Raw genomic sequence first — 23,361 nt, 5'->3', positions numbered from 1 at the left:
GAAGCGGTCAGATTCCAGGTGTGTAGGTGATGACGATAATGCCCTGCGCGCCGGCGCCGCCGGTGTCGTTCACGCTCGCCGAACCGCCACCGCCGGCACCATAAAGACCACCAGCGCCGCCGGGGCGTCCGACAGACGTCGAGGGCCACAGCGTACCTGCGCCGCCGCCGCCGCCGCCGCCGCCTGAACCGCCGACGGCCGCGCTTCCCGTATAGGCAGAGCCGTTCCAGACGTTGGAAGCGGTCCACTCCGTGCCGGCTCCGCCGCTTCCTCCGCCGCAAACCCCGGTGTAGCCACCCGAACCGCCACCGCCATTCGTGCCTGGCGCGCAGCTGTTATAGCTGCTCGCAGCACCACCAGTGCCGCTATAGCCGCTGTTTCCGCCGGTGCCTCCGACATAGTTGCTGTTGCTTCCGCCCACGGTGCCGTTGTCGCCGCCACCACCACCCGCACCGCTCGAATAATTACCACCGCCATAAGCGCCGCCAGCGGCGCCGGGGCCGAGCCGCCCCGCGGCACCGCCGCCGCCGCCGCCACCCGGCGCGCTCGTGCCGCCGGCACCACCGGAATATTTGACAGTGCCGATTCCGCTAGCGGCCGGGCCACCCGCGCCGCCCGCATGGGCAGCGCAGGCGGCGCCGACGGTGTCGTTGGTCCCTCCGCTGCCACCCTTTGCGGCGACCGGCGCGGCCGCGAAAGACGCAGCCCCGAACCAGCTGTCGCCGCCCACAGCACCGTAGCCGCCGGATGAACCACCGGTGCCGACGTGATAAGCGACCGATGTACCTGGCGTGAGCGCAAGATTGCTGACCGACGAATACGCACCGCCACCGCCGGCGCCGCCGCCGCAATTGTACCCGACAGCGCCCTCGCCGCCGCCGCCGATCAGCTCGATCTTGTTGATCGCATTATTCCAGTCGGCCGGGACGGTCCAGGCGCTGCCCGATAACAGGAAGATCGTCTTGGGTTGCCTGACCACGCAGCTCTGACTGGTGAAGCTTCCGCTCAACAGGCCGCTCGCGCCACAGGTGCGGGTTTCGGATGCAGCGCTGCAAGTGTTGGGTGCGGGTATCGCCGCCGACGAATAGGCAGTCACGCTCTGTCCCTGCGCGATCGTCCCGCCCCACGGAAGCGCACAAATCGCCGAGCAAGTCTGGGTCCAGTAGCTGCCGCTGAGAACGCCGTTCGTGCAGCTGCGCGTCTGGGCGATCGATGCGCAGGACTGCCCGACCGGCGGATTGGCCGCCGAATAGGCCGTGACGCTCTCGCCCAGCGCGATCGAGCTTCCCCAGGGAACGCTGCAATATTGGCCGGCCTCTCCCGGCGCCTGCGACGTGACCGTGGCCCGCGTCAGGCGGCCCAGATACCAGTTCGATATGTCGTTGGTGTAGGTGTTGTTCGTGGTCTTGCTGAAGCCGTCCGCCGTCGACACCACGACCTGCGTCGCGTTCAGAAAGCTGTCGTACTGGTTCGACGTCGTCACCGTCGGCAAAGCCGAGCCGTCGAGGTCGGCGCCGCTCGACACGTTCTGGGACAGCGAGACGCGATAGGGCGCCGAATTGAGGCTTGGCGTGCTGATGCTGGCAGCTCCAGCGGCATTGCTGAACTGATAGGTGTTGGTGGACTGGCCGAGCGTCTGCGATCCGACCGTCCGCGATGTCGAGGCCACCAGACCGAGATACGGAAAGTCCTGACGATAGTTTGTCGTGTCGGAGATTCCGGTCTGCACATCCGTGATGCCGGTCTTGCGGAAGCCGAGGAAGCCGCGGCCGCTCAGATCGACCTTGGCACCGGCGTAGCTGTAGGTCGAGCTATAGGTGCCGCCGACACCGTTGGAAGTGTCGACGCGCGAAGCCGTGTACAACGGCGACTGCACGTCGAGTTGCGGGAAGACTGCCGACGCGTCCTTTGTATAGGCGACGCCGCTGCTCAAGGAGGCGTAGGTGATCGATGTTGTGGTTCCGAGACCGCCGGTGACCTTCGTCAGCAGATCCGGATAAGGCGTGCTTGGCTGGTGGATGAGCAGGCCGAGCCTTCCGCTGCCATCCATATATTGCTGGATCAGGCCCGACTTGCCGACTCCCGCAAGATCGGCCGGGATCAGGCCGGGCGAGCCTGAACCATTCGAGTTGTAGCCTTGGCCCATGCTTTGCGAGCCGACCGTGAAGGTACCGTCACCGTTCGAGAGATAGGTCAAGATGGCGAGCGTTCCGCTGTTATTCCACTGCGCGATCAGGTCGCCCTTCCCGTCGCCGTTCAGGTCAAGCGCGATCAGGTCCGGCCCGCCGGTGCCCGTCGAATTGAAGCCGTAGCCGGGGAAGGTCTGATAGCTCGTCGTGAACGTCCCATCTCCTTTAGAGATGTGAACGAAGGCGGCGAAAGTGCCGCCGTTGTTGTACTGCTGAATGAGGTCGGTCTTGCCATCGCCATTGACATCGAGAGGCACGAGCCCGGGTCCACCGAGCCCCGTTGAATCATAGCCTTGGCCGAGGTTCTGAGAGCCGGCGGTGAACGTGCCATCGCCGTTGGAGATGTAGGTGAGGAGGGCGAGTACGCCACCATTATTCCACTGTGCGATGAGGTCGCCTTTGCCGTCACCGTTCAGATCTGCCGGAAATAGTCCAGGACCGTTTCCGGTCGAGTTGTATCCGTAACCCGGAAAAGTCTGATAGTGGGTCGAGAAGGTGCCGTCGCCATTGGACAGATAGGTGAAGACAGCGAAATACCCGCCGTTGTTGTATTGCTGAACGAGATCGGTTCTTCCGTCGCCGTTCAAATCGACCGCGATCAGCCCGGGCCCGCCTTGACCGGTGGAGTTGAACCCCTGGCCCATGTTCTGAATCCCGGCCGTGAAGGTACCGTCTCCGTTCGAGATATACGTGAAGAGATAGAGAGTGCCTGGACCATTATTCCATTGTTGAATCAGGTCCGTCTTTCCGTCGCCATTGAGGTCCAGCGGAATTAGGCCTGGTCCACCCCCGCTTCCAATCGAGTCGAAACCGAAGCCGGAAAACTCCTGACTGCGGAACGTGAAGGTGCCGTCGCCGTTCGACCGGTAGGTCATCAGATTGACATAGCCGGCGTGATTCCATGGCTGGATCAGGTCGGTCCTTCCATCGCCGTCGAAATCGGCGGCGATCAGGCCCGGCCCTCCTGTTACGACGCCATAGGTTCCGCACCTTTGGCCGCAGCCGCCCGGCACAGTGCTGATGGACGTGCTGTTGAAGCCCTGCCCCGTCGCGTAATAGGAGGGGTTGAAACCGACAGCGGTGTCCTGCCAGTTGAAACTCGTGGCGGGAAAGCAGTTGGGCGTGGCCGCACCGTCGCAGGTCTGGACATTGATCAGGCGGGAACGGCCCGTTCCCGGCGAGGTCTGATAGCTCAGGCGATAATCGGAGACCGCCGTCGAGCCGGTGAACGTCTTGATGTTGGTGAGCCGCACGGTGGTCTTGCTGAGCGAGCCCGCCTGGTACTGCGGACTGACATCGGGCCGCGCCGCGTAGGTGAACTGCACCGAATTGTAGGCAGCGACCGAGGCCGCGCTGTTGCCGGTATAGTCCATCCTGGCCGGATAGAACTGGCCGTTGGCCGCATCGTTGGTGTAGGTGACCGTGTAATAGTTGCTCTTGGTGTCGCTGATCTTGTTCAGCGCCCAGACCCGGACCGAGCCCTTGCCCTGCGCGAGCACTTGCGAGTTCGCACCATTGCCGAACTCCATGGTCTGGCCGGATTTCGTGTGCACCTCGAACCACGCCGGACCCGTCCCGGTCGTGCCGTGCGAGATGATCTTGGAAAAACTCTCGACCTCGGTCCGGTACTGCATTCCGTCCGCGCCGTAAGTGCCACCGCTCAACTGCACCAATCGCTGCCCGTCGAGGCAGAAGCGGTCATTGGCGTCGAAGTTGACAGTGCCCGAAGCACCATCCTGCACGGTGGTTCGCGGACAGCGCGCCATCGACGGCAGGCCGGACAGCGTCCAGCCCATCCCGAGAACGCCATCGCCGCCCTGGCTGCTGTACTCGAGCGACAACGAGGGCGTCATGCCCGATGTGCCCGGCGGGATCGCAATCGGGATCGCGTAGGTGGCCGCGCCCGTCGCGCTCACCGAAAACTGCCCCGGCAGCGACATCGTCCCGGAGAAAGTCGACGTCGCGCCAACGATGAGAAGAACAGATGCAACGCTTGCAACAGATGCAACAATGCGGATCGCAGATCGACGCTCCGCGCAAATTCCCAACCCATTCCCCGACATTCGCTCGCCCCAAGCGTTCACCCACAGGTAGAGCATGGAAACGTGGAATGAGCTCAACCGTCAACGTGAAGTGTTACTTCTCCACAACGTGACGTTTTGAAGACGGAAGATGGTGCGAATGGACGCGGAGATTTGCAGACGATTGAGATCTTCCGCCACGCTTGGCTCTTGCAGCAGCGTCGCAGCTCTGATGCGGAATGATCTTCGCGACTGGATGGCTGACACTGGGACCGGGAATTGCGAGCTTGCGACCACGCCGCCGAGATGATGGGCTTCGCGACACAGTCCTCCCCATCCCGCGAGAGCCGTTCCTCCCGAGCAGCTACCAGGCGCAGGATGAGCGAGCGTCCGGCAAAAAATGTTGAAAACAACCCCATGCACAGTAGCCGCGGCTTGCGGGATCAATGACTTACGCGCGCGATACGTGCCGTTTGACTCGTCGGGCAAAACAGGGGCATTATATCAACATTCGGAAAATCCGTTGGAAGCGCTATGGACCCTACGCAGAGGGGATGATCCGGCATTTAGTGCACTGTCACCGTAATTCTGACAACGACACATCATGGCACAACCGGTGCCGAGGGAGGTACCGTCCACGCTATCACCGTAACTCCCAGTTCAAGGACTCTCTGCCCAGCACAAAAAGATCGAAATAATTTCATGGAGCCTGTCAGGCGGGCTTTGACCAATAAATACGCGATCTTTGACCCTGCATAGAAATTCGTTCCGATCATTCCCCTGATTTTCATGGATTTCTTCAAAAGCGCGATCAGACAGATACGTATCCGAGATCTCTACTTTGAAGCTCCATCCGGGATTGTCGACGGTTTCTAGGGTAATGCCATACGTGTGCTCCCAATCTCCGTTGCACTGGGCGGCGTACCACCGTTCCAATCGTCTAAATAACTCTATCTCTGCGTCCTGCATCGGACTTCACCTTCCAGGTATTTCATCAGGCGCCGCCGGCCGAACAGATCCGTCTATATGTGTACACGGAGTTGGGATATTGACGCCATTAACCGTGTGACCCCTTCCCGTGACATCGGTGGCCTGCTGCGAATCCCAGCCACTCGGATTTTGAGGATTCGGGACCCAAGTCTCAGTGCGCGTAATTTTGCCGCTTCCGTCCTCCTTCCAGGTCGTGTGCGGACCAACGGCGCTTTTCCGCCGCCAGCGACAGAACCAAGACCACCCGCGACCGCCGAAACAATTGTTCCTCCAATCCGGTCCCCAAGGTTCGTTTGCGCGTTCGGAAACATTGAATTAGTGAGCGGCGACAGCGCCGAGCCGACGGCGGCGGACGGCTCCAGGGGCCGGGTTCGCGTTAGGGCTTGCACCGGGGAGAACGACGGATGATCCGATATTTGGTGTGCGGTCACCGTCGTTCGGGGGTGCAGTCCAGCACTGTCACCACAACTCCGCTCACGCCCTGCCAAAAAATGCTCTGCGCCCTTGACGACCGGTCGGCTAAGGGGTGCAGTCCATGGGTGTCAGCATAACTCTCGCGTCAGGAGGTAAAGTTCGGCACGTCACCGCGATTTCGAGTTCATTCTCTGAACTAGCCGCCGCGCATAGCTATCGTAGTCACCTATCGGATAATCCTTGGAGGAGATCATACCCAGGTATGAAAGGGCTTCGTCCTCCTGCCCGAGAAGCCAATAGATAATCGGTAGACGATACGCAATCGATCCTATCCCTCCTCCCCGCCCCTCGGCCATGGTTTTCGCGGCCGCGCTCAGAGAAAGATTCGTTTCAATAAACTTAAGGCCAACTTCGCGCACGTCCGCAAGTATCTGATCGCAGATATGAGAAACCGTATCGTACTCGACGTGCAAATAGCCCGTGTCTCTCCGGACCAACACCGAATTGGACGCGTCATCTTCTTTGATGTGATGGAGACTCCGAAGCAATGTCGGAAAATAGCGCGGAACACTCTGCGCAATAACGAGATCGACGCTGGCAACCTCTCGATAGATTTTCTCTACCTGCTCGAACCGCACGCCCAAAAATGGACGAACGGCATTTGTCGATTCCAAATACCCTATGCACCCAAGCACATCCGAGGATATTTTCTTGGCGAACACAGTCTCCGAGCTCATGTCGAAGCCGATTGCAGTCAATTGATCGCTCAGCGTAGCCTTGAAAGTTTCCCTGAGCTTACGCTGCATGTTCCGCTCGCTCATTGTCTTTAGTGCATCCCCATTCCTTTTACCGCAACATCAAAAATCGGCATGCCTTTCCCCATCGGTTGGCCAGTCTGAAAGCCAGCAGCGGCAGCATTTATTCCGAAAGGAATTGCTGTTCCGGACCGAATCTGAGGGGACACGATCTTCTGATTGGACGTGTAAAGTTCGTCGAAGTTCGGATTGCCCACGCTTGTATCGAACGGTAACGTCTTGATTTCCATTCCAAATGGGGAACCCCGTCCTTGGAGGCTACGATATCCATTATGGCATAGACCGTCACGGTCGAGTTGTAGAAATATACTTGGGTATATACGTCATAGCCCATAGCAGTCAGGCCAGCGACTTGAAAATCGACCCAGGCTTGGTGCCAAGCATTGAAAACACCGACTGGATCACCTGACTGAGGAAAGCGCGGTCTCTGCCCCCCAATTGACTGGTTAAACAGATAGCCAAAGGCGACAGTTACGGCTCCATTTGCAAACTTTCCACCCCCCGCAACCGAAGCCAAGCCTCCAGCAACTCCAGAGACGATTGTGCCGCCAATACGATCCCCAAAATTCTCCTGCGGATTCTGAAAGACTTTGGTAGTGAGCGGGCTCAGCGCCGAGCCAACAGCACCGGACAAAGCTCCTGTGCCACATCCGCCTCCCGACGCGACCGACGAGAGACACCCGGCGGCCGCGTGACCGGCTACATTGAACGCACAAACATCTGTTCCGAACGCCGGTCGGATATGAGCAGGCATATCGCCAACAGGGTTGTAGTGCGCAAGCGCGTTCGTCGCTTCACCGACGCCAAAGAACGCGGCGGCTGTGACGCCTGCGATCAATCCTGCCTTCAAAGTTTGCGCCAAAGCCGCGGCGCCGGCCACGAGTTCGTCCACGTCGCGATCGACGATACCTCGCGACTGGCATTAGCTTCATCGCGGGTCTACAACAAGGAGCACCTGCACTCGGCGCTTGGATACCAATCACCTTGAGCTCGAAACCATGTTCGCGCAAAACAAGCCACGGTAACGCATCGTGGCAACCCCATTGTCACTGTAATTATCGTGTCTCACTGGAGGGGTGCAGTCCAGAACTGTCGCCCTAACTCGACCCGCTGCCCGCTGTCGATCTCGGCCTTCTTGACCCAGTCATGCAGCGTCTGCGGCGTGCAGCCGATCTTGGTGGCGATCGACGTCACTGCCGCCCAGCGCGAGGGATGCTCGCTCGCGTGATCCAGAACCACCCGAACCGCACGGGCCCGGACCTCGTGTGAAAACTTGTTCGTCTTGCTTGTCATCGCTCCATCCTCTCAGGAGCCTCCGGCAAACCCGGGGCGGTTCACCATGCACTGGCACCGCAATTCGACGAGCTTACTGCTTTACATAGCAATAACCAACATCTGAGTCGAAGCAGAGCCGAATTCGTCCAAGCCAAGTTCTGTCGACCTCTGGAACCCACCCTGGTCCGACGCTCTCGTTCCTAAAGGAAGGAATTGCAACAAATTTCGCAAGATCGACTGCTGTTGCTTGTACTCCGGAAGCCGTCACCGTCGATACCTTCCAAGTCGATGCCGCGCCGGCGACTTGTCGACCCGCCACCCAGACTGTGTGACTGTAAGTATGGTCAGCCATGAGTGACAAGGTCGCAGTCTCGCTTCCATAACTTGCCGTGTAATTGCCTATCAGTTCTGTCTCAGGCACCGCTGCCGAGCAACAAACAAGACAGAACGGGATGAACACGAGAAGAGGCAACTTCACTTAGCTCTCTCGATCCAAGAATATGTTTGGCGCATATTGCCTCCAGGGCCAATAAAACTTCGTTCGTATGCTGGTCCAATTCCATAAGCGAAGGACTTCATACTCGTATTGTTCGTCACCGTGAATTGCAGATAATTGGCATCTTCAGATGGGATGGTAGCGATGTCTACTCGAAAGCTTCCAGCAAACTGTGCAGTCGGTGACGAACCTGCTGCATACAAGCCGGCCAAACCAAATGACGATCTATAGTTTGTTACGTCTTGTGGTGCGCCGCCTCCCCCATTCTTGTTGTAATAGAATTCGCGTGCTCGTTCTACGCCTGGAGAGTCCATCAGATCGTTTACCTGATCGGTACCTGGGCCAAAATACCGATCGGATGGTCCGGTTCCCGCGACCCAGTCGAAAAACATTCCGCTCATAGTTCCAAGAGCGCGCCTGAAGCACTGACCGCCACATTCATTAAACAGATATCCGAATGCACCGGTGACTGCGCCATTGGCGAACTTGCCGCCACCGGCGACAGAGGCCGCACCGCCGATCACAGTGCTCGCGACCAGCCGCTGGGCACCACTCATACCGATCATTGCCGGAGCAGCCGCAGCGCTGACTCCGCCTGCCAATGCTCCCGACTGACAGCTTCCACCAGACGCAACCGAAGAGCCGCATCCGACTGCTGCGTGACCCGCCACGTTGAATGCGTATTCGGCCGTTCCAAACTTTGGCTGAACGTGATCGAAGAGGCTGAAGGAGTCCGGATTCCCGGTCGCGACAACGTTGGTCAATCCGCCCACCACAGCGAAGGCAAAGGCCGTCGCTCCAGCGATTAATCCCGCCTTGAGCGCCTGACTTAGACTGCCTCCCGATATGCCTGTTACGATCGCAGATCCGGCAAAGGCCGCAAAGTATGGGCCAATCAGTGGCGTCAGGGCTACGGTGATCGCAATTTGCGCGATCGCCATGATGTTGTTCTTGATGAAGTTTCCAACCGCGGTGAATGCTTTACCGATCCAGCCGAACCAGTTGGAGAACCAGGAGAACCCGTTGGGATCGGTGAACGCCAGCGGATCGTTGCCGACATAAGAGTACCGGTTCCAACCCTGCATGTTCATGGGGTCGGTTACCGTCGGATCGGCCGATGTGAACCTGGCGAGCAGGGGATCGTAGACGCGCCCATTGAGATGGACGAGGCCGTCGATCGAGAGTTGCTCCTCGCCGGTGAAGCCGCGCGTCGACTGGCTGGTGATGCTGCCCGTGGTGTCGTCGGTCCCGTTCGGGTTGCGCCGCTTGCCCCAGGCGTCGTAGCTGAGGCGCTCGACCACCATCGCGTTCTCGTCGGTGACGACAGAGATCGAGCCGAGATGGTCGACGTGGAAGTAGCGTGTTGTCAGCGTCGCGGACGCGGTCTGCAGCGTGCGCATGCCGACCTTGGCATTGCCGACCCCGAGATAGTCGGTCCATTTTTGCGAGGCCGTGCCGGGATTGGTGACCTCCGCCAGCACACCGAAGCCGGCGATATAGAGCGTGGTCCCCTCCGGCGTCACGTGCTTGAAGCGCTGGTGCTCGGTATCGTCCTGGAAGCTGATGGTGCGGGTGCCCTGCGTGATCGACGCCGGCTTGTTGTAGGAGGTCCAGGCGATGGTGCGGTTGAGGCCCGAGGTCTGGTTGCCGTTGAGGTCGTAGGTGAACGTCGTGCTGATCAGGCCGTTGGTGATGCTCGCGACCGCATGCGGCAGCGCCTGGCCTGCCGTCGGATAGTTGTAGGTGCCGACGTCGGACTTCGTCAGCATGTTGCCGATCGCGCTGTAGCTGAAGGTCTTGGCCAGCGGGGTCGGCGTCAAATTGACCGTCGAGGAGGTCAGCCGGTTGAGCGTATCGTAGCTGAAGGTCTCGGACAAATTGGTGTTGGCGTCGGTGCGCGACAGCGGGTTGCCGAGCCGATCATAGGTGTAGCCGAGGTTCTGCACCGCGGTGCCGGCGCCGCTGCCGGTGGTGAGGCCGCTCAGGCGGCCGGTCGTCGCTTCGAAGCTGCGGTTGGTGACGAGGCCGTTGCCCGAGGTGAGCTGGGTCAGATGCCCCTCGGCATCCATCGCGTTCGCGGTCCAATAGGACTGGCTGGTCGCATCGTCGGAGAGCTGATTGGCGAAGCCGAGCGTGTTGTAGCCATAGCGCGCGGTGAAGCCGGAGGGATAGCTGACCTTGCTGATGCGGCTTTGGGCATCATAGGTCGCTCCCATCACATAGGTCGCGCCGTCGACGATGGTCGAGACCTGCGAGGCTCGGCCGAGCGTGTCGTAGGTCACGCTGCGGCCAAAGCCGTTGCCAAGACCTGCTGTGATACCCGAGGAGGCCAGCTTGCCGATGCCGTGCGCGGCGGTGTCATAGGTCCAGACACTGGTGACGTCGGCTTCGACCCGCTGCACGACGCGGTCGAGCTTGTCGTAGGTGAGTGTGGTGACCTGGCTCTTGGCGTCGGTCTGGCTGACCAGGAGGCCGAGCGTGTTGTAGGAATAGGTCCAATGACCGAGATCGGGATCGTTGCTGGCGATCTTGCGACCACGCAGATCGTAGGTCGCGGTCACGACGTTGCCGGCGGCATCCGTGGTCGAAAGCAGATTGCCGACCGCGTCATAGGCGTAGGTCATGACGCCGCTCAGGGCGTCGGTGATCGAGACCACCTTGCCCTGGCTGTTCTTGGTCACCGTGCGGGTCTGGCTGAGCGCGTTGGTCGCGATGACGGTGAGTCCGTGATAGGCAGTCTGCGAGACGCTGCCGTCGGGTTTGGTCTCGGTCAGGACGCGGCCGAGCGTGTCGTAGGTGTAGGCGGTGTATTGCGGCGTGCCACCGTTCGCAAAGTATGGCCGGCTGGTCTGCGCCAAGCGGCCGAGCGCGTCATAGGTCCGGGTCGCGCGCACCGTCGAGCCGTCAAACCCTTGCGTCTCACGGCCGAGCTCGCGGTCGAGCGCGTCCATATAGACGGTGACGGTCGGCCCGATGGCAGTGCTGCCGTCGGCCGCATAGGGCCGCTCCACGACTAGATAAACCGCACCCGAGAGACAAGTGTCGGTGCCGCCGTTGAATCCGCTGCAGAACCGGTAGAACCATTTGGTCATCGTGCCATCGGCACGGACTTCCTGGATCTTGCGGCCGAAGCCGTCATAGCTGAAAATCGTGGTCAGGCCGTTGGGGCCGGTGTGGCTGGTCGGCTTGCCGAAGCGGGCGTCATACTGGATGCTCTCGCTTTGGCTCATCGCGTTGGTGTTGGCGCCGTTGAACTGGCCCTTGGCATCAAAGGCGCTGGTCGATGACCGCGTCGCGATATCGGCGCCGCTGACCTGCACCGAAATCTTGTTGCCGAAGCTGTCATAGCCGTAATCGGTCTGGAGCCGCAGCGCCGGCGTATCGGGCTCGACCACCTCCTGGTTCAGCACGCCTTGCGCGTCATAGGCGAACGAGGAGGTTCGCGTGATGGTGCTGGCGGCCCAGAGCGGGCTCGACGACAGCAGGATGACGGCAGCCGCAACCGACGACTTCGCGATCTTCAACATTGCTTATTCCCCAAGCCCCGGATTCCAACAGGTCAAGTCGATCAGATACGCACGCGGACCAACGCCAGATGACGCAACGCAACGGCAACACGCAGAGAAAACCAAACGCGGTTGCGCGAAGCGGCACCCACACAAGCACTTACGCACACAACGCCTCGTCCAGGACGGAGGACCCTCCCCTCCGCCCACACGTCCCCGATCAACTGCTATGGTGCGACATTCGTCACCGTGGCTCGCGTCAACCGGCCGAGATACCAAAGGCTCGGATCATTGGTGTAGGTGTTGTTCGTGGTCTTGCTGAACCCGTCCGGCGTCGACACCGTCACCTGCGTCGCATTGAGATAGGCGTCGTACTGGTTCGACGTCGTCACCGTCGGCAGCACCGAGCCATCCAGATCGGCGCCGCTCGAGACGTTCTGCGTCAGGTAGACGTGATATGGCGCGGTGCCGCCCGTATCGTAGGATTGATACGTATTGGTCGATTGCCCGAGCGTCTGGGTCCCCAGTGCGCGTTTCGTGGACGACACCAAGCCGATGAAGGGGAAATCCTGCCGGTAGGTCGTCGTATCCGCGATGCCGGTCTGAAGGTCCTTCACCGACGTCTGGGCAAAGCCGAGAAAGCCGCGGCCCTGCGCATGCAGTCTTGCAGACGAATAGGTGTAGGACGAGCTGTAAACTCCGCCGACGCCGTTGGATGTGTCGACTCGCGAGACCACGTAGATCGGCGCTTGCAGCTCTTGCACCGGATAGGTCGCACCGGTGCCCTTAGTGTAGACGGCCGAATGAGTCAGCGTGTCATATGTGACGGTCACTGTCGCACCGAGGCCGGCCGTTATCGAGGTGATCTTGTCTCCGGCCGGTCCAGGGACGGTAAACACCGAATTCGAATGGTCGCGAAACAAGACAAGACCACTCTTGCCGCTTCCCGTGAAATCACCGGAGAAGACCGCCCAAGACTGGCTCGGAGGAGCGCTGAAGATCTGCCCGTACGGATATGCGTTGGAGGCACCAGCGGTGAACGTCCCATTCCCGTTACTGGTCAAGACGTAATAGAAGGAATCGCCGGCCAGAAGGAGATCGCTCATTCCGTCGCCATTGAAGTCGCCCGCATCGATGACAAAGTTGTTGCTGACAGGTGCTCCAAAATTCCAGCTGTTCGGGGTGGCATTGACGTTCTCTCCGAACGTCCCGTCACCCTTGCACATGAAGACCCACTGGTATGATCCGCTCATGAAGACGAGGTCAGTTTTGCCGTCTCCGTTGAAATCCCCGATGAACGGCGTGTAGGTGGATGTCGGCTGAGCGCCGAAATTCGAGCCCAGGGCGTATGTGCCGCTCACACCGCTCTTGAAGGTACCGTCTCCCTTGCTCAGCAGCACAGCATAACCTGTGCCACCGAAGAACGCGATGTCGGTGATCCCGTCGCCGTCGAAATCACCGGGGAAGCTCGCCCATTGCGACGAGGAGTAAAGCCGATAGGACATCCCCTGAAGCGCATTACTGACCACCGAGCCACTTGAGGGGAAAACGGGAGCGCCGAAGTTCCAGCTATTGGGGAGCGCTCCAATGGACCCGGTAAACGTTCCATCGCACTTGCTGAGGAACGTCCAGAAGCTGGTCCCTCCGATCACTGAGAAATCCGCACAGCCGTCGCCATTATAGTCACCCGGAAACATGAAAAAGTTGGAATTGGGAATCTTGCTGCCGAAGTTGCTGCCGGTGGGATATGCGGCCACCGTGCCTGAAAATGTGCCATTTCCATTGTTCAACATCATGTAATAGGCATCGTTGCTCAACATGATGATGTCGGTCTTGCCGTCGCCGTTGAAATCACCGGTCAACGGCGTCCGCATCGACTGCGGAGGCGTGCCGAAATCCCAGCCGTTCGGCATCCCACTAAATTGGCCCGAAAAGCTTCCATCGCCATTTGCCAGCATGAGGTAGTAGCCGTCGTTGCTGAACATCATGACGTCTAGTTTGCCGTCACCATTGAAATCTCCGGAGAGAGGCGCGCGCAACGAAGCGGGCGGCGTCCCAAAATCCCAACTGCTCGGATTGAGCCCACCACCTCCGGAAAATGCGACGGAGCCGCTGCCGGTCCATTGGAATGTCGTTGCTGGCAAGCAAGAACCATCGGCAGCGCAAGCTGTCACGGAGATGATCTCGGAACGGCCGGTCGAGGAACTCAATTGGTAGGCAAGCTGATAATTCGTGACGAGCGAAGAGCCTGAGTAGGTCTTCACATTCGTCAGACGCCCATCGGTCTGAATCAGAGAGCCGGCTTCATATCGTGGCGGGTTGTCGGAGCGGCTCGCGTAAATAAACTGCACGGAATTGTATGCGCTCAAGCCAGCCGTGGCATTGCCCGTATAGTCGATCCGCACGGGATAGAACTCGCTCTTCGTGGGATCGAGAACGTAGCTGACCGTGTAGTAATTCGTCTTCGTATCGCTGACCTTATTGAGAGCCCAAACCCGCGCAGAGGCCTTGCCCTGAGCCAGCACGCGCGAATCGGTCGTGTTGCCGAACTCCATGGTCTGCCCGGACTTCGTGTGCACCTCGAACCAAGCCGGCCCATTGCCGGACGTGCCGTGCGAAATGATCTTGGAGTAGCTTTCAACCTCGGTCCGGTACTGCGTACCGTCGGCACCATAAGCACCGGACAGAGCAGTGAGTCGCTGGCCGTCCATGCAATAGCGATCGTTGGCGTCGAAGTTGACACCCCCCACGACGCCGTCCTGCACTTTCGTTTGCGGACAACGCGTGATCACCGGCAGACCCGAGAGCGACCACCCTACTCCTAAGAGACCATTCGGCCCCTGGCTGCCGTATTCGAGCGAGAGGCTCGGCGCCATGCCGGCCGTTCCCGGCGGCAATGCGATGGGAATCGAATAGGTCGCGCCGCCCGTCGGGCTGACCGCAAAGCTTCCCGGCAGCGACATCGTCCCCGAAAAAGCGGGGCCCGAGCCCGCCCCTGCAAGCGCCATCGAGAGCAACACGACCCATGCGCATCGAAACGGCCGCGACGGACATTGCAACAATTTGAGGCTCATGTTCGATTCCCGCATGGTGTGCATTTCAACGAGTATACGATCTTAAATTGATCTTCATGACAAAGTGAAGCCCGCGCGACGAGGTTATCCAAGGAAGCTTGCTTGGGACTAACATTACGCTGCGCGAACACTGCCCCCCAAACAAAGCTAGCGCCCACTCCCAGGCATCAGGGCGCAACGTTCGAGCAGTTGCTCTCGATCATGTGCGTTCCTTCCAAGACGGAAGGCTTGATCGGGAACGAGCGCGAACACGTCCGCGCTCCCTGACGCTCACTCGCGCAGGCCTGAATCATTTCGGTGGAGCTGTGGGTCTATGACGGGTCGGCGCGCGGTCCTGTGGATGCGACGGCGGGAGACCTCGTCCAGCAACTTTCAGGAGCTTCCTGTGTAGCCGAGCCGTCCTGAACAGTAGGCCGCCGAGATACCCGTTGCGGATTGTCTCTCCAAGCTAGCCATTCGATCGCCCCCAAATTTCCCATTCCAGCGCAGCAAATAAAACTTTCAGTTGTGTCAACGTCAATACGATGAGCGACTTCTCCACAACCTCGTGCGCGAAGTATCGGACTGCACGGAAACTCGTCATTGCAGCGCCTGTCGTAGGCATCCCTTCGGCTGCCAGATGCCCGGCAAGAGTCGACAGAGTTCGCGTTGAGCGTGACGCGGGCGTGAAGACCGCATGAAGCATCGATGGTCCAGCGCGATTGTCCACAGCTGCGCAATCTGTCGTTGACCTTCGCCTTGCAAGTCGAAACGCCGTAGCGCATTGATCATGCGGCAGGCTGTGCGAGGTGCCCGAATGACAATCCCGCGATTTGTTCCTGAGGATGTTTTTTGCGGCCTCGTTCTCGCGGCAATTCTCCTTGCGCTCTTGATCGCCGATTTTCGCGGCCTCGACAGGCTCGAGAGAACGGCCTCTGGCCCGTTTCCAAGCGCCGGCGTTCTGGCGAGTTGGGTTTCAGGACATTTGTATTGAGCCATGCGAGCCGCATCAGCCATCAGACCATATTCCGTCCCACCGGTCGCAGGATCCAAGCAGCCAATCGATCAGCCGGCGGCCGTCAGCTTCGTTGATGCCTTCAGCGCCTTCCTTCTTGAAGGCAAGAAACTCGACAGCCAGGCGCTTGAGCGCGCGCGCCGTGCGGCGATGTCGAGCGGGGACCGGATCGACCGGGTGCTTGGCAAGCTTGGCCTGTTATCCGACACCGACCTCGCCCTTTCGCTGGCGGCATTCCTAAATATTCCCATCGCCAATTTGTCCTCGATTCCGCAGGCGCCCGTCCTGCCTGAGGTGATCGATGCGGATTTCGTACGTTTCAACAGGGTTCTTCCGCTCAGAGTGGATGGAAGCCGTCTCGAGGTCGGAACAACCGACCCGCTGTCCGACGAGCCATTACGCGCCCTCAGTTACGCCACGGATCTCACCGTCTCGGTGCAACTGTTCCTGCCGGCGGATTTCGACCGAGCTCTGGACGCCGTCTATGGCGGGACGAGGCCGGACGGTTCGGCGGAAGTTGGCGGCACCGATGCCAGCGAGCACGATCTGCAACGGCTGCGGGATCTCGCCAGCGAGGCGCCGACGATCCGTCTCGTCAACCAGATCATCACCGAGGCCGTGGAACAGCGAGCCAGCGACATTCACGTCGAGCCGACGGCCGACGCCGTTCTCGTCCGCTACCGGATCGATGGTGTTCTGCGCCTCGTAAAGAGCCTCGGCATGGAGACCCGGGCTGCGGTCACGTCCCGCATCAAGATCATGTCGCGGCTCGACATCGCCGAGCGCCGCCTTCCGCAGGACGGACGCACCAAGGTCGCCGTCCGCGGCATCGACATCGACTTTCGCGTCTCGACGATCCCGACGGCGTTCGGCGAAAGCGTGGTCATGCGCATCCTCGACCGCTCGCGCATCCGGCTGGACTTCACCGAACTCGGCTTCGATCAGACCCGCATCGGCTATTTTGACGATCTTCTCAAGCAACCCGACGGTGTCATTCTCGTCACGGGTCCGACCGGCAGCGGCAAGACGACGACGCTTTATACGGCCCTTCAAACGCTCAACACCGCCGAGCGCAAGCTGTTCACCGTGGAGGACCCGATCGAATACCAGCTCAAGGGCATCAACCAGGTGCAGGTTCAGTCCAGCATCGGGCTCACTTTTCCGACGGCGTTGCGTTCGATCCTGCGGCAAGACCCCGACATCATCATGATCGGCGAAATCCGCGACCTCGAGACGGCGCGTATTGCCGTCCAGGCGTCGCTCACCGGGCATCTCGTATTCTCAACTCTTCATACCAACAGCGCCGTTTCGACAATGACGCGACTGACGGATATGGGAATTGAGAACTACCTCCTGGTGTCGACGGTGAAAGCGGTGACCGCTCAACGCCTGACGCGGCGTCTCTGCCCACACTGCTCGGTCCCTCATCCCAACGCCGGCTACCTCGCTGATGACATCCGAAGGAAGCTCAAAAGGCTTTCGTCGGGCGCCGTTCCCGACATTCGCCAGAAACATGGCTGCGACCTATGTGGCGGCACGGGCTTCTGGGGACGATCGACAATTTCCGAATTTTTGTTCCTCGACCAGGCAATCCAACGTCTCGTCCTGGCGACCGCACCCGAGACGGAGATCGAAGCCGCAGCGCGGGAGGCTGGCATGACCACCATGTACGAGGATGGTCTCGAGAAGGTGTGGCACGGCCAGACGACGCTTGAAGAAGTCGTGCGCGCGACCCGGAGCCACTAACGAGATGCCTCTCCTCGCCGTCCCCAGCCCGACCAGCAGCCTCCTCGGCCGGGGGCGCGTGGCCCAGTTCTGGCGTGTTGCCTCAAGATCGTTCAACTCGCTGTGGGCCTGGTGGCAAAGGGAATTCTTCGGCCTGTTCGAGAATCCGGTCGGCCGGCGGCTTCTCGGTCCACGCCGACGGACACTCTATCTGAAGGACACCGGTGGAGGCGCGATCGAGCTTCGTATGACCGGGGATGGGAGCGAGCCGGATACGACGGAACGCTATTCCAGTTACGCCGCCGAGACATTGAATCAGTTTCTGTCGGGAAAATTCCTTTCGAGACACGACGTCGACATCGTCGTCCTGGTGCCCACAGAGAGGTTTTTCGGCCGGACTTTGCACCTGCCTGAACAGACACTGTCGGATCTGGAGCAGATCATCGCCAAGGATCTGGCACGAAAGACAACATTCAAGCCCGAAGACGTCCGCGATAGTTACGAGGTCGAACGCGGATCGGCTTCCGGCAAGATTACGGTCCACCACTGGATCATTCGCCGGTCCTTCATCGCGGAATCGCTCAGCGAACTGCATCTCGGTCAGGCAGATGTCGCACGGATCGAGGGATTTGGTTCGGCTTCCCACCCGCGTCTTGTCCTCAATTCGGCAGCGGCGGGCCGAAGGCCCTGGTATTGGAACGCCGTGCGCGTGCTCGCACTGGGAGCCCTGGTGCTCGCTTCTGCTGCATTCGGTCTTGCGACCTGGCGCAAGCAGGCGATGATCACCGAGCTTGCGGACAGGATCGAGGCCAGCCGCGGCAAGGCGCAATTGATCCGGACCCAGATGGATGATCTGGACAAGCGCCAGGGCGCAGTGACGCGCGTGCGCGGCGACAAGATCCTGAGACCTCCCCTCTCGGATGTCTGGGAAAGGGTCACGACGACCTTGCCCACCCAGTCCTGGCTGACCGAGCTCCAGCTGACGCAGGCCGGCACGAGCGGCGGCGACGGGCAGACTTTGCGACTGACAGGTTTTTCCCCATCGGCGGCAGAGCTCGTCACGTTGTTTGAAAACGCCGGCAGTTTTGCGGAGGCGGCATTGACGGCTCCAGTCAGCGTCGATCCGACGGAAAAACGGGAGCGGTTCGCCCTGCAGATGAAGGTGAGAACTCAACCATTCGAAAAGAGGGCGCCGCAATGAAGCGGTTTTTCCAACTGCCCCGCAACGGCGGGCGGATGCTCTTCATAGGCTTCAACGCGTTGGCTCTTCTGGCCGTCGTTGGACTGGCCGCTGTGCTGGCCGACCAAGTCCAAAACCAGGACGACGAAATCGCGCAAAAGCAGCAGATACTCAGCCGTCTGGAGGCGATCCTCGCCCGCGAAGGTGAAGTGCGCGCAGCCAACGACCGCATCAAGACTCAATTGACCGAGGGCGATTTCCTGAAAGGCGCCAACGAGGGCGTTATTGCAGCCGAACTCCAGATCCGCCTCAAGAACGTAGCCGACCGCAATGGCGCACGTGTCCTGACCATGCAGGGCCTGACGCTCCCGGCGGATGATGTCTTGCGCTATATCGGTGCGAAAATCTCCCTCGTTGGAACTCATCAGCAGCTTCAAAGAGTGATCTTTGAGATGGAAGCCGACAAGCCCTATCTCTTCATACGAAATGCGAGTCTCAAGCTGACAGCGGGTGCGAACGGCGCTTCCACCGAACCGGTGCTCGAGGCGCATCTCGACATCACCGGCACCTTGCCGAAGAATGTCGGCCAGCCATGAAACCGCGGCTGCCCCCACCTCTTGCAGCGATCTGCCTGCTGGTCTTTGGCCTCCTCGACGCAAGTCTTCTTGGCGCAATTATCAAGTCCGGCCTACGCCCCATCGAATGGTCCGAGATGCCGACCGGCGCTCTCGGTGGCGCCGGTGAGAAGAAGGTGCCGGAAGTCCCCATAAAGCGGGTCGCGGCTCTTGACCGGACCTTGGCAACACCAGCGTTCTTCAAGTCGCGCTCTCCTTACGTGCCACCGGCTCCCACGATCGTTGCTCCAGCGGCGGTAGCTCCCGCCGCTCCGCCGCCCACTGTCACTATCGCCGGTATCGTCATCGACAAACGCGTCAAGAAAGCATTGCTGCTCAGCCCAACCGATAACAACGGGACGTGGCTGAGCGAAGGCGACCAGGTCATGGGCTGGAAGGTGGAAGCCATCACGGCGGCCGGTGTGACCCTGCGGCAGAACACCTCGAAAATGGACGTCAAGATGTATCCGGCGCCCTAGCACGGCATTGGCGCCCGTGTTCAGCTCAGCTTTTCGACACAATCTGGTAATCCAGCAGCCAGTAAGGCTTGACCGGGTCATCGGTAAAACGGATGGCCGCACGATAAGCCCGCTTGTGGATGCCGTCGGTGGCCTCGATCGCGAGTGAGAAGGCGCGCCCTTTCAAGGATGGCCCCTGGGGCACGAGCGTATCCTGCGAACGACGGGCCAGAGTTTGGGCTACCTGATCGCTCGTTGCGCCGGGCAACGCGAGAAGGGCTTCGGGCGGCGCGAGTTGAGGGTCGAATGTTGGGCGCTGCGAATAAACCGTAAGGGCCGGCTCAATCTTGGTGAACAGATCTTGCGACATGCCGGGAAGCAGCAGCAATTCGTTGACGGCGTGAAACAGGCGCCGTTGCGGCTGGCCGCTTGCGCTTGCGCCAGGGATCGGCGTCATCCGCCACTCCGTGATCGATAGAGCAAGAGCGGTGGCCTTCTGCGGCTCGGTGCCGACAGAACGAAGGAGCCCGAACAGCAGATCCTGATCCGCGAAATTGAGGTCAATTCGGCCGAGCTCGTCCTGGATCCGAACGACGGCGTGCCATTTCGAAAGCTCGAATTGCAGGGTGCGGCCATCGGCGCGCCAGCCGGTCCTGCCCGTAGGATCGGACAGGCCGATAGCTGCCCACACGATTGCGGCCTCCGCCATGGCGTCGGCCTGGGCAGCGTAAAGGCCATTGTCGGCAAGCTTCCGTGATGTTCCGGTCGCATCCATGACGGTTGTCGCGATGACAGCGAGAAGCGCTATTCCCCACAGGACCGAGAGCAGAGGCATGCCTTAACTCTCCTTTTCTAGCGGCCGCGGCAGCGCTTGGTGAGGTCGTCGAGCACGCACCCCACATCGACGTCGATGCGAGGCACGATCAGCAACTCCGGCCATACACGCTGGTCACCCGGCGGAAATTGAACGTTGACTCGAATGGCCGCGGGCAGCGTTGCCCCCGGGTCCCAATGATCGGCCCAGCGGGCCTCACCGGATACGACCTTCGGAAGGTAGGAGAACGAAACGTTGGCAACGTTTGTGAGCAGCATGTCCTTGCGGCCATTCGCGCCTGCACGGGGATCGTCGATATCGACCACAAAAGCCGGCGGGCTCGACTTGCTCATTGCAATTGTGAAGTTGGACCGGCCGCCGCGGCCGCCGGACTGCATGGCGGGTGCCACAAAGCGGACCGAGGTCGGCGTCCCTTCGAACTCCAGACGTCCCGTTCCGTTGGCCTCACCAATGAGCCGGGGATAGGCCAGCGTGAGACTGTTGCGCAGGAAATCCTGAACGGCGACGACCTTGTCGAAGGCTGTGGCCCGGAGCGCGGTTCGCTCGCGAATAGTCAGACCGGAACGGATCGCGCCGAGCAGCATGACGGCTAGCAAACTGGTCAGTACAAGCCCGACCAGCATTTCGACCAGGGTGAACCCCGCCTCCGAGGCGTTCCTCTCACTCGGCAAACCATCTGTCATCGCGGTCGAATGCCTTCGGCGAGACGAAGTGTCGTGAGACGGATCGACTTCTCGGTTCGCCCCTCACCCCAGAAAACTTCGGCCGAGACCTCGATCGCCGTGAGCCCCGCGCGCCCGTTATCGGGTCCGCGCGTGAAGGCCTTGCGGCTCAGACGCCAGCGCAGGTCATGACCATCCACGCCTGACATTTCGCCGATATTCGCCGGGATGTCGGCCCCTACGCGCGCGAGCAATCCTTGCGCGACCAGCCGAGCCCGATTGACCGTTTCGGCATAGCTTTCGTTCCCGAGTGCATTGGTCAAGACATGATAGATCGCACCGAGCGAGAGAGATAGGATTGCCAACGACACGACGACTTCGAGCAGGGTGAAGCCCTCGTTCGCCAGACATCGTCGCGCTATCGCGGCAGGCAGCCTAATCGCAGTCATCACGCGGAAGCCCCGTTAGCCAGTGAACGCAGAGGCGCGCGATCTGATCTTCAAGTTTGAGGGTCAGGTCGCCGCCGGTCGACGAGCCATCCGGATAGAAGCGTATCTCGGCGTGGGACCGGTCCGTGGTTTCAAGTCCCGCCACCTTCAGCGCGAGCTCGACCTTTGCCGGCAGCATCGTCTTGGGAAGCGCCGGCGATTGAAACGTCCGCGCGTTCAGGTCGATCACCAATGATGCTTCCGTGGCCCTGATGATGGCTGCTGCGCGTGTCGTCTTGAGCGCGTTGAGAAGCGCAGTCTGGGCAGACTCCAACCGGAGGCGATCGGCCGTCTTGCCGATGAGAGGTTGGGCCAGCGCAAGCGCCAGCGCCATGATGGCCAGCACGACGAGCAGCTCCAAAATGGTAAAGCCGTCATCTTCATGTGACCATGAGCGCATCAGCGTCCAACAACGTCGTTGATGCTGAGGATCGCCATCATGACCGTCAGCACCAATCCGCCGACGACGACAGCAACGCTCAGGGTGAGCGCCGGCGTCAAGAGTGCCATCGCACGGTCGATGCCCTTCAGCGCCCGATCCTCGAAGACGGCTGCCGACCGGAGCAGCATCTGATCGAGCTTGCCGGTCTCCTCGCCGATCGCCATCATCCGGATCGCGGCGGGCGGAAACACGCCTTCATCCCGCAATGCGACGGCGAGCGGTCTTCCTTCGCGGATGAAGCCGACGGCTCTTTCGACCTTACTTGCCAGCAGGCTGTTGCGGATCACGGCCTGCGCCGACATGGACGCCTCGAGTAGCGAGACGCCAGCCCGCAGCAGGGTTCCGAGTGTCCGTTGAAAGTTGGCTGTGTCCTGGCTGAGCGAGATCATGCCGATAACCGGCAATCTCAACCGATACGCATCGAAGATGAGGCGACGCGCCGGCGAACGTCGAATGCTCGCCCAGAACGCGAGAGCCGCGCCGGCCAGCGCAATCATCCCAACCGCGACGATGCCCCAGTTGTCAGCCAATGCCACCAACAACAGAAGAGCTCCAGGCATGGGCTTGCCTCCCTCCTGAAAGATAGGCGCAATGCTCGGCACCAGGGCTCCGACGACGATGCCGATCGAGACCGTCGCCAGCACGAGCAGGATTGCCGGATAGGTCAGAGCCGACTTGATCTTGGCACGAAGTTCTTGCCGCCGTTCGAGCAGGCGAGCGAGCTCGTCGAATGCCGAACCCAATGTTCCGCTGGTTTCGCCGGCTCGGACGATATTGATGAAATCGCTGGGATAGGTCGACGGCCGCTCGGCCATCGCTCCCGACAGCGTTGCTCCGTTCAGAATGTCCTCCAGCAGGCCGTCGCAGGCCTGCCGAAGTTCCCGGGCAGTCGATTGTTCGGCAAGGATGCGCAGACAATCGTCCAGCGCCACGCCTGACTTGTAAAGATCCGCAAATTCGCGGGCAAACGCCGCCAGATAGGTCGGATTTGGACCGGCCTTCGACAACAAATCCCGTTGCCACCAAGGCTGCATATGCTGTGACACTTCGATCAGCTTGAATGCCGTCAGACCGCGCCGGCCAAGAATGGCATCGGCCGCATCGGCGGTGAGCGCCTGGACACGCCCTTCCGCGAGCTCCCCGCCGCTTCCGTAAGCCTTATAGAGAAACGACGGCATGCCGC

At 60.5% G+C, this 23,361-nt stretch carries 15 protein-coding genes and 1 pseudogene; 4 read left to right on the top strand and 12 right to left on the bottom strand.

Annotation, left to right across the window (positions count from 1 at the left end; all coding sequences use genetic code 11):
• Window positions 1-7 precede the first annotated feature (7 nt).
• The 7 genes and pseudogenes from IVB31_RS33610 to IVB31_RS03430 all read right to left on the bottom strand — a co-directional run bounded on the left by IVB31_RS33610 (window position 8) and on the right by IVB31_RS03430 (window position 14,780).
• The gene (locus IVB31_RS33610; protein ID WP_346730846.1) at window positions 8-4,105 is read right to left on the bottom strand and encodes an FG-GAP-like repeat-containing protein; all 4,098 of its coding nucleotides are present in this window, start codon (window positions 4,103-4,105) and stop codon (window positions 8-10) included.
• Window positions 4,106-4,870: 765 nt separating this feature from the next.
• Window positions 4,871-5,179 (bottom strand): Imm53 family immunity protein, encoded by a 309-nt coding sequence (locus tag IVB31_RS03455; protein WP_247318540.1) that lies wholly within the window; start codon window positions 5,177-5,179, stop codon window positions 4,871-4,873.
• A gap of 602 nt (window positions 5,180-5,781) precedes the next feature.
• Complete coding sequence (locus tag IVB31_RS03450; RefSeq protein ID WP_247318538.1) at window positions 5,782-6,420, bottom strand: hypothetical protein; 639 nt, start codon at window positions 6,418-6,420, stop codon at window positions 5,782-5,784.
• Window positions 6,421-6,532: 112 nt separating this feature from the next.
• The gene (locus IVB31_RS03445) at window positions 6,533-7,321 is read right to left on the bottom strand and encodes a hypothetical protein (protein WP_247318536.1); all 789 of its coding nucleotides are present in this window, start codon (window positions 7,319-7,321) and stop codon (window positions 6,533-6,535) included.
• Window positions 7,322-7,536: 215 nt separating this feature from the next.
• Window positions 7,537-7,722 (bottom strand): annotated as a pseudogene (locus IVB31_RS03440) (IS3 family transposase); the annotation flags it as partial.
• Between the two features lie 456 nt (window positions 7,723-8,178).
• The gene (locus IVB31_RS03435; RefSeq protein ID WP_247318534.1) at window positions 8,179-11,727 is read right to left on the bottom strand and encodes an RHS repeat domain-containing protein; all 3,549 of its coding nucleotides are present in this window, start codon (window positions 11,725-11,727) and stop codon (window positions 8,179-8,181) included.
• A gap of 206 nt (window positions 11,728-11,933) precedes the next feature.
• Window positions 11,934-14,780: an FG-GAP-like repeat-containing protein gene (locus IVB31_RS03430; RefSeq protein WP_247318533.1), complete on the bottom strand. Its 2,847-nt coding sequence runs from the start codon at window positions 14,778-14,780 to the stop codon at window positions 11,934-11,936.
• A 976-nt stretch (window positions 14,781-15,756) separates the two neighbouring features.
• Here IVB31_RS03430 and IVB31_RS03425 point away from each other — a divergent pair.
• The 4 genes from IVB31_RS03425 to IVB31_RS03410 are packed head-to-tail and all read left to right on the top strand — an operon-like array spanning window position 15,757 to window position 19,772.
• Window positions 15,757-17,520, top strand: a complete 1,764-nt coding sequence (locus IVB31_RS03425; protein ID WP_247318531.1) for an ATPase, T2SS/T4P/T4SS family — start codon at window positions 15,757-15,759, stop codon at window positions 17,518-17,520.
• A gap of 4 nt (window positions 17,521-17,524) precedes the next feature.
• Window positions 17,525-18,700 (top strand): PilN domain-containing protein, encoded by a 1,176-nt coding sequence (locus IVB31_RS03420; protein WP_247318528.1) that lies wholly within the window; start codon window positions 17,525-17,527, stop codon window positions 18,698-18,700.
• Window positions 18,697-19,275 (top strand): type II secretion system protein GspM, encoded by a 579-nt coding sequence (gene gspM, locus IVB31_RS03415; RefSeq protein WP_247318525.1) that lies wholly within the window; start codon window positions 18,697-18,699, stop codon window positions 19,273-19,275. Before IVB31_RS03420 ends, gspM begins: the two co-directional genes overlap by 4 nt.
• Window positions 19,272-19,772 carry a hypothetical protein gene (locus IVB31_RS03410; RefSeq protein ID WP_247318522.1) on the top strand — a complete coding sequence of 167 codons (501 nt, stop codon included), beginning with the start codon at window positions 19,272-19,274 and terminating at the stop codon, window positions 19,770-19,772. The genes gspM and IVB31_RS03410 overlap by 4 nt, the downstream gene beginning before the upstream one ends.
• Before the next feature lie 25 nt (window positions 19,773-19,797).
• Here the strand turns inward: IVB31_RS03410 and IVB31_RS03405 are convergent, their stop codons facing one another.
• From IVB31_RS03405 to IVB31_RS03385, 5 genes are read right to left on the bottom strand one after another with little or no spacing between them, the layout of a single operon-like run.
• The gene (locus IVB31_RS03405) at window positions 19,798-20,586 is read right to left on the bottom strand and encodes a type II secretion system protein GspK (RefSeq protein ID WP_247318520.1); all 789 of its coding nucleotides are present in this window, start codon (window positions 20,584-20,586) and stop codon (window positions 19,798-19,800) included.
• A gap of 17 nt (window positions 20,587-20,603) precedes the next feature.
• Window positions 20,604-21,269, bottom strand: coding sequence for a prepilin-type N-terminal cleavage/methylation domain-containing protein (locus IVB31_RS03400; protein WP_247318519.1), 666 nt, complete (start codon window positions 21,267-21,269; stop codon window positions 20,604-20,606).
• The gene (locus IVB31_RS03395; RefSeq protein WP_247318517.1) at window positions 21,266-21,697 is read right to left on the bottom strand and encodes a prepilin-type N-terminal cleavage/methylation domain-containing protein; all 432 of its coding nucleotides are present in this window, start codon (window positions 21,695-21,697) and stop codon (window positions 21,266-21,268) included. The genes IVB31_RS03400 and IVB31_RS03395 overlap by 4 nt, the downstream gene beginning before the upstream one ends.
• Window positions 21,684-22,136 carry a GspH/FimT family pseudopilin gene (locus IVB31_RS03390; protein WP_247318515.1) on the bottom strand — a complete coding sequence of 151 codons (453 nt, stop codon included), beginning with the start codon at window positions 22,134-22,136 and terminating at the stop codon, window positions 21,684-21,686. Before IVB31_RS03390 ends, IVB31_RS03395 begins: the two co-directional genes overlap by 14 nt.
• Window positions 22,136-23,356, bottom strand: coding sequence for a type II secretion system F family protein (locus IVB31_RS03385; protein ID WP_247318513.1), 1,221 nt, complete (start codon window positions 23,354-23,356; stop codon window positions 22,136-22,138). Before IVB31_RS03385 ends, IVB31_RS03390 begins: the two co-directional genes overlap by 1 nt.
• Window positions 23,357-23,361: the final 5 nt, after the last annotated feature.

It is taken from the genome of Bradyrhizobium sp. 21, from assembly GCF_023073335.1.
GTDB lineage: Bacteria > Pseudomonadota > Alphaproteobacteria > Rhizobiales > Xanthobacteraceae > Bradyrhizobium.
The sequence above is the reverse complement of the archived record's forward strand: the minus strand, read 5'-3'. Positions and strand labels throughout refer to the sequence as shown.